General features: G+C 52.0%; 15 protein-coding genes. 4 read left to right on the top strand and 11 right to left on the bottom strand.

Going from position 1 to position 12,710, the window contains the following annotated elements:
- The first annotated feature begins 396 nt into the window (after window positions 1-396).
- Together DO97_RS09190 and DO97_RS09185 are read left to right on the top strand one after the other, a co-directional pair.
- A complete protein-coding gene (locus tag DO97_RS09190) occupies window positions 397-690 on the top strand; it encodes a hypothetical protein (protein WP_036532647.1) in 294 nt (97 codons plus the stop codon).
- 13 nt (window positions 691-703) lie between these two features.
- Entirely contained in the window at window positions 704-1,510 is an 807-nt protein-coding gene (locus tag DO97_RS09185; protein ID WP_052128555.1) for a 16S rRNA (uracil(1498)-N(3))-methyltransferase, read from the top strand.
- Here DO97_RS09185 and DO97_RS09180 read toward each other — a convergent pair.
- From DO97_RS09180 to DO97_RS20895, 8 genes are all read right to left on the bottom strand, one after another.
- Window positions 1,491-2,132 carry an LON peptidase substrate-binding domain-containing protein gene (locus DO97_RS09180; protein ID WP_036532645.1) on the bottom strand — a complete coding sequence of 214 codons (642 nt, stop codon included), beginning with the start codon at window positions 2,130-2,132 and terminating at the stop codon, window positions 1,491-1,493. The genes DO97_RS09185 and DO97_RS09180 overlap by 20 nt on opposite strands.
- Before the next feature lie 102 nt (window positions 2,133-2,234).
- Window positions 2,235-2,552 (bottom strand): 30S ribosomal protein S10, encoded by a 318-nt coding sequence (rpsJ, locus tag DO97_RS09175; protein ID WP_036532644.1) that lies wholly within the window; start codon window positions 2,550-2,552, stop codon window positions 2,235-2,237.
- Between the two features lie 313 nt (window positions 2,553-2,865).
- Window positions 2,866-4,095 (bottom strand): elongation factor Tu, encoded by a 1,230-nt coding sequence (gene tuf, locus DO97_RS09170; RefSeq protein WP_036532642.1) that lies wholly within the window; start codon window positions 4,093-4,095, stop codon window positions 2,866-2,868.
- 23 nt (window positions 4,096-4,118) lie between these two features.
- Window positions 4,119-6,197, bottom strand: a complete 2,079-nt coding sequence (fusA, locus tag DO97_RS09165) for an elongation factor G (protein ID WP_036532640.1) — start codon at window positions 6,195-6,197, stop codon at window positions 4,119-4,121.
- Window positions 6,198-6,287: 90 nt separating this feature from the next.
- A complete protein-coding gene (gene rpsG / locus DO97_RS09160) occupies window positions 6,288-6,758 on the bottom strand; it encodes a 30S ribosomal protein S7 (protein WP_036532638.1) in 471 nt (156 codons plus the stop codon).
- Window positions 6,759-6,909: 151 nt separating this feature from the next.
- Window positions 6,910-7,290: a 30S ribosomal protein S12 gene (rpsL, locus tag DO97_RS09155; protein WP_036532635.1), complete on the bottom strand. Its 381-nt coding sequence runs from the start codon at window positions 7,288-7,290 to the stop codon at window positions 6,910-6,912.
- A gap of 138 nt (window positions 7,291-7,428) precedes the next feature.
- The gene (locus tag DO97_RS09150) at window positions 7,429-8,355 is read right to left on the bottom strand and encodes a peptidoglycan recognition protein family protein (protein ID WP_052128554.1); all 927 of its coding nucleotides are present in this window, start codon (window positions 8,353-8,355) and stop codon (window positions 7,429-7,431) included.
- A 58-nt stretch (window positions 8,356-8,413) separates the two neighbouring features.
- Window positions 8,414-8,953 (bottom strand): hypothetical protein, encoded by a 540-nt coding sequence (locus DO97_RS20895; protein WP_052128553.1) that lies wholly within the window; start codon window positions 8,951-8,953, stop codon window positions 8,414-8,416.
- Window positions 8,954-9,119: 166 nt separating this feature from the next.
- On the opposite strand from DO97_RS20895, the gene grxC reads away from it, so the two are divergent.
- The gene (grxC, locus tag DO97_RS09140) at window positions 9,120-9,377 is read left to right on the top strand and encodes a glutaredoxin 3 (RefSeq protein ID WP_036532633.1); all 258 of its coding nucleotides are present in this window, start codon (window positions 9,120-9,122) and stop codon (window positions 9,375-9,377) included.
- Between the two features lie 17 nt (window positions 9,378-9,394).
- Window positions 9,395-10,375 carry a glutathione synthase gene (gshB, locus tag DO97_RS09135; RefSeq protein ID WP_036532631.1) on the top strand — a complete coding sequence of 327 codons (981 nt, stop codon included), beginning with the start codon at window positions 9,395-9,397 and terminating at the stop codon, window positions 10,373-10,375.
- Window positions 10,376-10,383: 8 nt separating this feature from the next.
- Here gshB and rsmI read toward each other — a convergent pair whose 3' ends face one another.
- The 3 genes from rsmI to DO97_RS09120 form a co-directional block, all read right to left on the bottom strand.
- Window positions 10,384-11,235, bottom strand: a complete 852-nt coding sequence (gene rsmI, locus DO97_RS09130; protein ID WP_036532629.1) for a 16S rRNA (cytidine(1402)-2'-O)-methyltransferase — start codon at window positions 11,233-11,235, stop codon at window positions 10,384-10,386.
- Window positions 11,236-11,351: 116 nt separating this feature from the next.
- On the bottom strand, window positions 11,352-12,104 hold the full coding sequence (locus tag DO97_RS09125) for a M56 family metallopeptidase (RefSeq protein WP_239651594.1): 753 nt from the start codon (window positions 12,102-12,104) through the stop codon (window positions 11,352-11,354).
- Window positions 12,095-12,523: a BlaI/MecI/CopY family transcriptional regulator gene (locus DO97_RS09120; RefSeq protein ID WP_036532627.1), complete on the bottom strand. Its 429-nt coding sequence runs from the start codon at window positions 12,521-12,523 to the stop codon at window positions 12,095-12,097. Before DO97_RS09120 ends, DO97_RS09125 begins: the two co-directional genes overlap by 10 nt.
- Window positions 12,524-12,710: the final 187 nt, after the last annotated feature.

The following is a 12,710-nucleotide window of genomic DNA, read 5'->3' as shown; positions in this document are numbered from 1 at the left end:
ATTGCTATAGATTGATCTCAATTCTTAGCAGCTCGACTCCAGGAACTTCATCCGCAAACACACAGAAATACAAAAAAAACTACAAATAAATTGATTTATAGCAATTCTCAAATGGATGAGTTAAGGCTCCTTGGTTAGAATTCAGCACCCAAGAGCCAGAATCACAAAACCTTTCTGGATTTGGGCTCCTGGATGCTGAAACCAGAATGTATCTCACGTGGGCGAGAACCGCTATATTAAATATCTTATAGAAGCTGGAACGCAGAAACTGTCTCGATCAAAACATCTGTCTGGCAGATTGCAGGACAAATCTTGAGAAAACTTTGCGTTTTCTGATACAGAATGTTTTTCCTTCCTATACTGGGGGGCAGTTGTCGAGATTCAGAGAGAGCTACCATGAACGAAGATGTCAAAAACTTAATGGGTGCGGCGGGGAATCTGATCAACCAGTTGAAAGACAAAGCCGGAGATGTGGTTGAGAATCTGCAAGAAGGGGCAGGAAACTTGGTCGAGAAGGCAGAAGACCTCGTGGGTGAAGAGAACCTCCAAAAAGTTAAGCAAACTCTTAACACCGATGTGGCTGTAGTGGCTGAGAACATCACCGATCGGGTGGGAGATGCCCTCGGCAATATCAAGGAGCATGCCGAAAACCTGGTGGATAAGGTTAAAGGCAACGAAGGCAACGATTGATGGATCGGATTTAATGCCTCAGTTACAACGACTGGCGATCGCAGCATCTCAAATTCAGTACCCCCAGATTACGTTGACCGCAGACCAGCAACACTATTTAAGTCGGGTGCTGCGATTATCAGTCGGCGATCAGTTTATTGCGATTAATGGCCAAGGACAGGCGTGGATTGCCGAGATAGCTGCCGATGCTGCACAGATTCTTGAAGTTGTAGAGATGGCACCCGAGCTGCCTATTGTCACAACTTTGCTCGTTGCTCTTCCCAAAGGCACTGGCTTTGAAGATGTGATCCGGCAGGTAACGGAGATGGGGGTTACCTGTATTCAGCCCCTTTTGAGTCAGCGCACATTACTCAAACCCAGCCTGCACAAGCTAGAGCGCTGGCAGCGAATTGCCCAAGAAGCTGCTGAACAATCTGAACGTGCGGTGATACCGACAATATTAGCGCCAGTTGCCTTCAGCGCTGCCCTGGCTCTGGCGACGCAGATTTCCCCCACGCACCACTATCTGTGCGTCGCCCGGGGCAATGCGCCCCATCTGCTTGATTGCTTACGCCAGTCTATGAATTGGATGCTGACACCCCCCCAGACTCCATTGGATGGAGCCAGAGGCCGATCTTTGATCATCGCAACGGGACCGGAGGGTGGCTGGACCGATTTAGAGATCAAACAGGCGATCGCTCAGAAATTTCAACCTGTCTCCCTGGGGAAACGGGTTCTACGAGCCGTGACAGCTCCCTTGGTGGCGATGTCTTTGGTGGCGGCGGTCTGTGAATCGCGACAACAACCCGCTGAAACACCAGTTAATCTAAGGCATCCTTGAGGGCAGTACGAGCGGCCAGATGGTTACGGGTAGAGGTCAAAATCTCCATTTCCCGCTCCAAGCGAGTGGCGGTATCCTGCATTTGCAGCATCGACTGCTGTTCACTCGCCACCCCATAGAGGTTACTGGCAACCCAGTAGGAAAGCTCGGTTGGTAGAGTAGGAATATGATCGGGCAGAGTGATGTCTTGACTGGTTAACTTTGCCGACAAGCACACCACATCCCGTAGGAGTTGCTCAACATTGGCAGCCAGATCATGGAGATCCTTCTCCGGGGGATGATCCTCAATCCACTCCACCAATCCGACGCGATAGGGCTTTTCACGGACGTAATCGAGAACCCGGAACCGCTGCTGCCCGAGAGTCAAAACCTTCATCCGATCATCGGGCAACCGCTGAAATTGGACAATCTCAGCACAGCAACCAACCATTGCCGACTTGCCTTCCACCGGGTCCCACATCAAGACACCAAAGCGGCGATCGCTCCCCAGAATCGTGTTCATCATAATCCGGTAGCGAAATTCAAAAATATGAAGGGGAAGGGGTCTGCCCGGAAACAGCACAACCTCTGGCAAAGGAAATAACGGCAGTTCGCGGACAGCAATTGAGGAAGAGGGTGTCATTATTGACGACGTGAAGACAGTGCTTTTGTCTCTACTGTATCTTATCTAGCCAGTGGTTCGAACCAGAACTCGGTAGCTTTTTCCACTGAATCAATGCACAGGCTAAAGCTTGACTTCAATATCAACCCCTGAAGGTAGGTCTAGTTTCATTAACGCATCAATGGTTTTAGAGGAGGGCTGATAAATGTCAATAATGCGGTAGTGGGTACGGGTTTCAAAATGTTCACGGGAATCTTTATCGACGTGGGGTGAGCGGAGCAAACAATAGATGCGACGGCGAGTTGGGAGCGGAATTGGCCCGATGGCCGTCGCGTTCGTTCGATTGGCCGTATCGACAATTTTTTCGCAGGACATGTCAAGCAGACGGCGATCAAATGCTTTCAGGCGAATGCGAATTTTCTGCTGTTGAATCGTTGCCATGGAAAATCAAATGCCTCTGTAAAATTGTCAAGGTTCAGCGCCATGGGGTAGCGTTTTTCAGACTGCGTCACGAATTCGGAAGTGCTACCCACAATGCAACGTCAATGATTGGAGTCTTTGGGTCACCTTCAATAGGTAGCCCTATAAGCTTTAGCCGATCTTGCTAGTATCCAGCATGCTGATTGCAGGCAAGATGCATGCACCGGAAAATCAGTCCCACCCAAGATTGGAGTCTGCTCCAAGAGCCAGACAAAAATATTAGCTGTCAGCCAATAGCTACGAGAGCCGATGACCGACAGCTAACAATTAGACGTTACTTGAGGATTTTGGCGACGACACCCGCGCCAACGGTGCGACCCCCTTCCCGGATGGCAAAACGCATCCCCTGTTCAATGGCAATGGGGTTGATCAACTCAACCGTCATTTTGATGCGATCGCCCGGCATAACCATCTCAGCTTCTTCCCCTTCATCGGTGGTGAAGGCACTGATCGTACCCGTCACATCGGTAGTGCGCACATAGAACTGGGGCCGATAGCCAGGGAAGAATGGGGTATGACGGCCACCTTCTTCCTTTTTCAGGATGTAGACCTCAGACTCAAAGGTGGTGTGAGGGGTAATCGAACCGGGCTTGGCAATCACCATTCCCCGTTCAATATCAGCCTTCTGAATCCCCCGGAGCAGGACGCCAGCATTGTCACCCGCCATCCCTTCTTCCAGGCTCTTCTTGAACATTTCAATCCCGGTCACCGTGGTACTGCGAGTATCTTTAATACCCACTAGCTCGACGGTGTCACCAACCTTTACCTTACCCCGCTCAATCCGACCAGTAGCAACGGTTCCCCGGCCTGTGATCGAAAACACATCTTCCACCGCCATCAAGAAGGGCTTGTCAATATCCCGTTCAGGGGTGGGGATGTAGGCATCCACGGCATCCATCAAGTCATAGATCTTATCGACCCATGGATCTTCGCCCCGCTTCGTCTTGGGGTTGGCTGTCATCTTTTCTAATGCCAACAGACCGGATCCCGCGACCACTGGAATGTCATCTCCAGGGAATCCATAGCTGCTCAGAAGATCCCGAACCTCGAGTTCGACGAGTTCCAAAAGCTCTTCGTCATCGACCATGTCCGTCTTATTCAAGAAGACCACCAAGCTGGGAACCCCTACCTGTCTTGCCAAGAGGATATGTTCACGAGTTTGGGGCATGGGACCATCTGCGGCGGAGCAAACTAAAATCCCGCCATCCATCTGAGCCGCCCCGGTGATCATGTTTTTCACATAGTCAGCATGTCCGGGGCAATCCACGTGGGCATAGTGACGATCTTCGGTTTCGTACTCGACATGGGCTGTGTTGATAGTAATCCCCCGAGCTTTTTCCTCAGGTGCCGCATCGATCTCATCGTACTTCTTGGCGGCTGCTTGCCCCAGTGCTGACAGCGTCATGGTGATAGCGGCGGTCAGGGTCGTCTTACCATGGTCAACGTGACCAATCGTACCAATGTTGACGTGGGGTTTTGTCCGTTCGAATTTTGCGCGTGCCATGAATTATGTCTTCCTCTTCCTGATTATGCGTTCCCTTTATTTTTGGCGATGATTGCTTCCGCAACATTGCGTGGCACCTCATCGTAGTGACTAAATTCCATGGTGAATATGCCTCGACCCTGAGTCATCGACCGGATATCTGTAGCATAACCAAACATCTCGGCGAGCGGAACTTTTGCTGTCACCTTCGCAATGCTCTGCTCTGAGCCTTGACCTTCAATCTGTCCCCTACGAGAAATTAGGTTGCCCATAATGCTGCCAAGGAAGTCCTCAGGAACTTCAACCTCAACTTTCATCATAGGTTCAAGGAGAACAGGTGAAGCTTTCATCACGGCTTCTTTGATCGCCATGGAACCGGCGATCTTAAAGGCCATTTCCGAAGAGTCAACGTCGTGGTAAGACCCATCCACCAAGGTCGCCTTCAAATCAATCACGGGATACCCAGCTAAGATCCCAGACTCGCAAGCCTCCCGCATGCCCTGTTCAGCAGGGGCAATGTACTCTTTGGGTACAACACCACCCACAATCTTAGAGACAAATTCAAAGCCTGTACCGGGTTCACCGGGTGATAGTTCAATCACCACATGACCGTACTGACCCTTACCCCCACTTTGGCGAATAAACTTACCTTCCTGTTTGACGGCTTTGCGGACGGTTTCACGGTAAGCAACTTGGGGGGCACCCACGTTGGCTTCCACCTTGAATTCCCTCAGCATGCGATCGACCAGAATTTCTAGGTGCAGTTCACCCATGCCAGCAATCACAGTTTGATTGGTTTCCGGATCGATGCAGACCCGGAAGGTGGGATCTTCTTCCGAGAGGGCTTTGAGCGCTTTGGAGAGTTTCTCCATATCCTGCTTGGTCTTGGGTTCAACGGCAACCGAGATCACCGGCTCCGGAATAAACAAAGACTCTAGAATCACAGGAGCGCTCTCATCACAGAGGGTATCCCCGGTAAGGGTATCCGATAGACCTGGAATCGCGCCTAAGTCGCCTGCGCGTAATTCATCAACATCAATGCGGTCATCCGCCTTCATCACAATCAGCCTGGAAACCCGCTCCTTTTTGCCTTTAGAGGAATTCAGGATATAGCTGCCTTTCTTTAAAACCCCCGAATAGACTCGAACGAAGGTCAATCGTCCCACAAACTTATCGGCCATCACCTTAAAGGCAAGGGCAGACAGGGGGGCAGCATCATCCGCTCGTCGTTCCACCGTGGTGCCATCTGGCAGGGTACCTTGAATCGGCGGTACATCAATGGGGGCAGGAAGGTAGTCAATAACGGCATCCAACATCAGTTGCACACCCTTATTTTTGAAGGCTGAACCACACAGAACCGGCACAATATTCCCTGCTATAGTACCTTTGCGAAGGGCTAGCTTGATCTCCGCTTCTGTGAGTTCTTCCCCTTCTAGATACTTCTCCGTCAGGGCATCATCGGTTTCAGAAACGGATTCCACTAACTTGGCGCGAAATTCCTCTGCCTGAGCTAGGACATCCGCAGGGATATCTGTCTCTTCAATATCCGTGCCTAGATCATTGTTGTAGATAAAGGCACGCATCCGCACAAGATCGACAATGCCCTTAAAGTTGTCTTCACTGCCGATGGGAATTTGGATGGGAACCGCATTCGTCCGCAGGCGATCGCAGACCTGGCTATAGACCTTAAAGAAGTTAGCACCCGTGCGATCCATCTTGTTCACAAAGACAAATCGGGGGACACTATACCGATCTGCTTGTCGCCAGACGGTTTCCGATTGGGGTTGAACCCCCCCCACCGAGCAAAACACGGCGATCACACCGTCTAGCACTCGCATGGAACGCTCAACCTCAATTGTGAAGTCTACGTGGCCGGGGGTGTCAATAATGTTGATCTGATGATCTTTCCAACTGGTCGTAATCGCGGCAGCAGTGATCGTAATCCCCCGCTCCCGCTCTTGTTCCATCCAGTCAGTTGTTGCTGTTCCTTCATGGACTTCACCAATTTTGTGTACTACACCTGAGTAGAACAAAATCCGTTCCGTCGTTGTTGTCTTGCCCGCATCAATGTGGGCAGCGATACCAATATTCCGAACTCTGTCAAGCGGGGTGCTACGGGCCACAGCTACCTCCCTAGGTTCTGCCGCAAAAACTTAGACAATATCACCAATCTGTTAAGATTTTATACTTTTTGTGGAAGCGACCACCGGAAATTAGTACCGATAGTGGGCAAATGCCTTGTTGGCCTCTGCCATCCGGTGTGTTTCCTCACGCTTACGAATGGCACTCCCAGTCTCGTTGGCTGCATCCATGAGTTCATTGGCGAGCCGAGAAGACATCGTTCGTCCAGAACGCTGCCGTGCAAACTGAATCAGCCATCTGAGTGCCAGGGCAGTGCCACGATCGGAACGAACTTCCATGGGCACCTGGTACGTGGCTCCCCCCACCCGGCGAGCTTTAACTTCAACCAGGGGAGTCGCATTGCGAACTGCCTTCTCAAATACCTCCAGGGGGTCGCCACCGGTGCGGTCGGAAATCAGCTTAAACGCATCGTAAATAATATGCGATGCGATGGACTTTTTCCCCCGTTGCATGACACGACGTACCATCATGCTGACCAATCGACTGTTGTAGACAGGGTCAGGAGGAACCGGGCGCTTCTGGATAACTGTACGACGAGACATAGTTAGCCTTTAGAGACGTGACAAGATAATTGGAACAAAGTGTTGGATGGAGCCAAAAAGAGAATGCACGAACTGGTTTTCTAAATTTTTCTCAGAAAACTGACGCGATCAAGGCTGAAAGCGTAGTGAGAGAATCCTGCGAGCCAGGAAATTATTTCTTTGCCTTGGGTCGCTTCGCACCATACTTAGAACGCCCCTGCTTGCGATCTTTGACACCGGCAGTATCCAGCGTGCCGCGAATAATATGATAGCGAACACCGGGCAGATCCTTGACCCGACCTCCACGAATCATCACCACAGAGTGTTCCTGGAGGTTGTGGCCGATACCGGGAATGTAAGCGGTGACTTCAAACCCAGATGTCAAACGTACCCTCGCTACTTTCCGAAGGGCCGAGTTTGGCTTTTTAGGAGTGGTTGTGTAAACCCTCGTGCAAACGCCGCGACGCTGGGGGCAACTCTTCAAAGCTGGCGATTTAGTTTTCTTAAGCGTTTTCTGGCGTTCACTACGAATGAGTTGCTGGATAGTGGGCATGGGTAAGGGAGACTGCTGTTTTTTGATTTGCAACTTTCAACAATCTCTAATCATATCGGGCTAATGCAATTACTGTCAATTTATCGGCAGATCGATTGTCAATCGCCCCACCCGATTCCTAGGGAGTTGCTTTGAGGATTACTGCTTTGCCAAGGCCGCAGGTTTGCAGTCGCCGGTGCCTGTTCTCACCTGTCGGGGATAGGCCCGCAGCATTGCTTGGAACTTGACCGGATTGAAAGAACGAGGATCTTGGCGAGTACCCGAGCGATCAACGGCTTTATGGGTCGTAATTCTTGACTCGGGTACCGACGTTCGTGACAGGAGCCAACCTAGGGATTGATACTGAAGCTCGGTATACCCACTATGACGACTGCCATTATGAGCGCCATCCGGCGGTGTTTCTAGGGAGACGTGATAAGCAAAGTTATTGACCGATGGTGGTAGCTTGGGATCGGTCTTTACGGTTTCTGAACCTCTCGCGCCCTGAAACACTGAATTCCCCGCTCCAAAGGCACGTTTTTCCGGGGGAACAATGTAAATCACCGTTCCATCCCGGGCGATTAAGGTGTGGTAGCTTGCCTGATCGAGATCGTTGGCATGAGGAGTGCGGAAAAAGTTGATCGCACTCTCCGCTGAATACACTGTTTCGTGGAGTACGACAATGTACTCATGATTTGCTGGTTTGCCATAGATGTCTGTTTGATAGCGATCGCCATAGTTGCTCGGATCCGCCATGCGTACAACTTCTCTCGGCCGGTAGCCCTGGAGGCTCGTTGCCAGCTTCTCCAGGGATTTGCTCCGTTGTGTCCATGCTATTGAGCCATCTGAGGGGGGTAGATCGAGACCCAATTGTTCGGCGTTCCAGGTTGGGGGCAGGCTGCTTGGATCACAAGTTCGAGCATCTTGATCTCGGGGGTTCATGGTTGACACCGCACCATTGCCGATCCACCGTGTAGACGCAAAGGACTGCTGAGCTTGGGCAGTTCCCCTATACCAGATTGTAGAAACGACCAGCAGAGACACTACCAACAGGGCAATCATCAGGAGCTTGGACTTTAAGTTCATTGTTGAGAAGTTGCAGACAAAACGGCTGGGCAACGAACATCCGGAGTTTGAGGTTTGACTAATAAGCCATGGGGGGCGTGGAAGCGATGCTGGTGTCCTTCCCCGGCACGATCCTCTGTAGCGGACGGGTTGGTAGGGGCTTCAAGAAAATGGTTTTGGTGGGACTGGGAGGTATCAACCCCGCGCTGGGGCGTAATGCCATCTCTGCCATCTGGTTCTTTAAAGCCTCATTGGCGGCAGTGAGTTGGCGTTCTTGGCGCTGTAGGGTTTGTAAGTGTTCAAACTGTTGACTCCAAAGTCGCTGGGAGTAGACAGACCACCCATAGACGCCTAAGACTGCGATGACGATCAGTAGTAGCCCCATGGTACTGCCCTGCTGAATCTCACCTAGTAAGCGTAATCCTAGGGGAAGGGGCCGCGACCCATTGGGGAGAATCTCAATGGTTGGACTCGCTAGACCAGGAAGGGCCTGCCGCTGAGAATAGCGGATATTCCGAGAGCCACTGGCCGCAATCGGAACGTTACGGGAGCGGGGACTCCCCTCAGGACGAAGCGACAGATGGGGCGAACCCTTGGCGGCACGTGAACCAACAGACATAAACCTTCCTCCTCAACCACGTCTCAATCTGGTGTGAGTGGATTCCCACTCAACCTATTTCGCAAAGACTAGCATTCGTGACAATTGGGTTCCGTTCAACCATTGAAAACAGCGAACTGAATGATCTGGATTCTAAAATAATAAATATTGCTTAACATTAAAGCCTATGCCTCCCAAAATTGAAATCTACACCTGGCAAGCTTGTCCATTTTGTCTGCGTGCCAAGGCATTATTGTCGAAAAAAAAGGTTGAGTTTACCGAATATCGGATTGATGGGGACAATGCGGGACGTGCTGCGATGGCAAAACGAGCCAGTGGCAGACGTTCAGTGCCTCAGATTTTTATCAATGATCAGCACATTGGCGGCTGCGATGACCTCTATGCTCTAGACAGACAGGGACAGCTAGATCCCTTACTTCGCTGAGTTTTTCAGAGGTACGGATGAAATTTGTTTTTGTGATTGATCCGATTCAACAACTTGATCCAGGGCATGACACCAGTGTGGCTCTGATGGAGGCCGCCCAAGCCTTAGGGCATGAAGTCTGGATTACCCAGGCTCATCAACTCAGTGTCGTAGATGGTAAGGCATGGGGCCTGCTGGAGCAGGTGCAGCTGGTTCCGGTCACCCTGGTCGGTGAGCGGTGGGTGACCCGTGACGCTTGGTTCTCGCTGTCTGAGTCGATCCCCCAGCCCCTGGAGTCTATGAATGCCGTTTTTATGCGCACAGACCCGCCCGTGACGGTGCCTTATCTGTTTGCAACCTATCTCTTGGACTATATTGACCCCACCCAAACACAGGTAATCAATGCCCCCCAAGGGCTACGGGCTGCTAACGAAAAAATGTATGCGCTGCAATTTCGGGATGCCATCCCAGAGACCATTGTCACCCAAAGTAAGCCCGTGATCCGGGAGTTTGTCGAGCAGCAAGGGGCTGCGGTGCTGAAACCCCTGGGGGGTAAAGCCGGAGAAGGGATTTTGTTTCTGGAACCCGGCGATCGCAATCTCAACTCCCTGATCGAAATCAGCACCCAACAGGGACGGATTCCGGTTATGGTGCAGACCTATCTACCCGCAGCGAAGGAGGGAGACAAACGGATTATTCTGCTTCATGGAGAACCCATTGGAGCCTTGAACCGCATTCCCACGGGGGCTGAGTTTCGCGGCAATATGGCGGTTGGGGGGCGCGTGGCTCAGGTGGGAATTACAGCCCGGGAGCAGGAAATTTGCCAACAACTGGCACCGACGTTGCGTCGGGATGGCCTGATTTTTGTGGGGATTGATGTCATTGGTGGGTATCTGACCGAGGTGAATGTTACCAGTCCTACGGGAATTCGAGAAATTGACCGACTGGAGGGACGCTGTTTAGGACAGCAGGTGATCGAGTGGGTAGTGGCTCATCAGCCGCATAGAGCCGCAACTTGATGGGCTGGCTAGGGTTGGGGCACCTGAATTTCTAGGGTCAATTGATAGAGTTGACGCCGAGGTATGGCGGTGGTTTGAGCTAGTTGGCGGCTGGCCTGCGATCGCGAAAGGCCTTGTTCCAATAAGTGCTGTAGCTCTGCTTTCAAGACCGCCAGGGTGGGCACTACCTGGGAAACCTCAGCCCCGGCGACGACCAGGGTAAACTCCCCTTGGGGTTCCCGATCGCCATAATGGGCGATCGCCCCTACCAGGGTACCCCGCCAGAATTCCTCATGGAGTTTGGTCAGTTCTCGCCCAATTACAATCCTACGATGATCACCCAGCATGGCCGCTAAATCCACCAAGGTTTGACGCAGGCGATGGGGGGCTTCATAGAAAATCAGGGTACGACCTTCGCTTTGAAGCCGTTCCAGATAGGTGCAACGCTCCTGATGTTTGGCGGGCAGAAAGCCCTCAAAGACAAAGGGCTCTGTCGGCAGTCCAGAGGCGCACAGGGCCGCAGTCACGGCACTTACGCCTGGAATGGGAATGATGGGAATCGCCGCAGCCACACAAGCCTTCACCAGTTCATAGCCGGGATCAGAAATACAGGGCATGCCAGCATCGGTGACCAGGGCGATCGCTTGCCCTTGCTGTAACCGCTGGAGCAGCTCTGGGGTGCGGGACTGGCGATTGTGATCGTGGTAGCTAATCTGGGGGGTGGTGATGTGAAAATGCTGGAGCAGCTTGCCCGTATGACGGGTATCTTCAGCGGCGATCGCATCCACCTGCTGCAACACTTGCACCGCCCGGAAGGTCATATCTTCCAGGTTGCCGATAGGGGTACCCACAATGTAGAGTCTGCTTGCTTGTAACTTCATGGGATCATCCAAACCAATTCAGGTATGCAAGGGGATCGCCCAGAGGGGGAGTAAGATCACCAACAACCAGTTCCACGACCACCAACTAGGCGGATGTATGGGTTCGGCGGCGGCTGTTAATAGTGCTTCGATGCGTTGGGTGAGGCGATGGGAGGGAGCGACCGTACTAAAGGCAGCAGAAAAATTTTCGGCCAGGATCGGGGTCGGGGGTGATTGACAACCAGGAGTAATGCTTCGGCGAGGAGCAGGGCATCGGTTTGCCGAGATGCCCAAAGATCAGCCCGGAGTTCCCGCAGCATCAAGAGTTCCTGCCAGATGGATTCAGTTTGTGGCAGCCAAGCTGTCATCTGCCGTATCCACCCCAGCCAGAAGAACCAGAACGTATCCCGATAATGGTGGTGAGCCTGTTCATGGGCGAGTACCGCCTCTAGATGATCGGCTCCTAAGGTATCTAAGATTCCCTGACTGATCACCAGTTCCGGATGCCAAAAACCTACTTGGGCACAGTAGAGAGTAGGTATTTCTAGGACGCGCACTACGCTTCCCCTGAGATTGGTGGTGGAGTGGGTGCGGATGGTTTGCAGGATATGCCAGCCCTCCCAGAAATGCTTTAGCCATAAAATCCCAGCAAAGACGAGCCAGCCGATTGCCAGTGCATAACTGAGCCAACCCTCCCACGCCCAGACCATCTGCCCATGGGGGCCCATCCACATCACGGCGATCGCTGTTGAGAGTAACATCAGAGGGGGAAATAGCAACCGTCTTAACCCCCATTGCCAACGTTTTTCCCAGTGACCTCCGGATTCTACCCAGCGGTAACGTACAGACCAGGCTAGTCCCAAAGCAACCAGCAACATCATCAAGTGCATGTTCCATCCTCCTTGGCTTTGCGGACAGCTTGGAGTTTTTGGGCGATCGCCTCCAGTTGTTCCACACTGGCTTGATCCAGGCTATCGGCGAAAGCGGCTACCACATCCGGATTGCCCACCGCCAAAAACTGGTTCAACTGTACATAGGCATGGAGTGCCCTAGCTTGCTGTTCAGATACCAGGGGTTGCCAGGTGAAACTTCGATCCTGCTTATTGCAAGTCAGCCAACCTTTCTTGGTCAGACGATTCAGCACTGTGGTCACCGAGGCATAGGCAAGCTCGCGGTTGGGATCAGCCAAAATGAGCTCGTGGACATCTTTAACCGTTGCAGAACCGAGATCCCAGACAATTTTCAATATCTCTGTCTCTAGGGGGCCGAGGGAGAGTTGTTGCGGGCGGTGGTTGGGAAGGGGAACCATACAATATGTATCTCGACCAGACTGAGTCTCTTTATTAGGGTATCTCAAAGTATCAGGCCAACCCTCTGCCTAGTCCATGGGTTTGACAACCTGTCTTTTGACGACGCCAGCGACTCAAATCAGAATGAAGAGAATTCTTCAAAGTTCCCTGCCTTAGCAATATTTTGATCAAGAATCAGCCAGGATT

Source organism: Neosynechococcus sphagnicola sy1 (genome assembly GCF_000775285.1).
GTDB classification, from domain to species: domain Bacteria; phylum Cyanobacteriota; class Cyanobacteriia; order Neosynechococcales; family Neosynechococcaceae; genus Neosynechococcus; species Neosynechococcus sphagnicola.
Note: the sequence above shows the minus strand (reverse complement) of the source record. Positions and strands in the feature narration are given on the sequence as shown.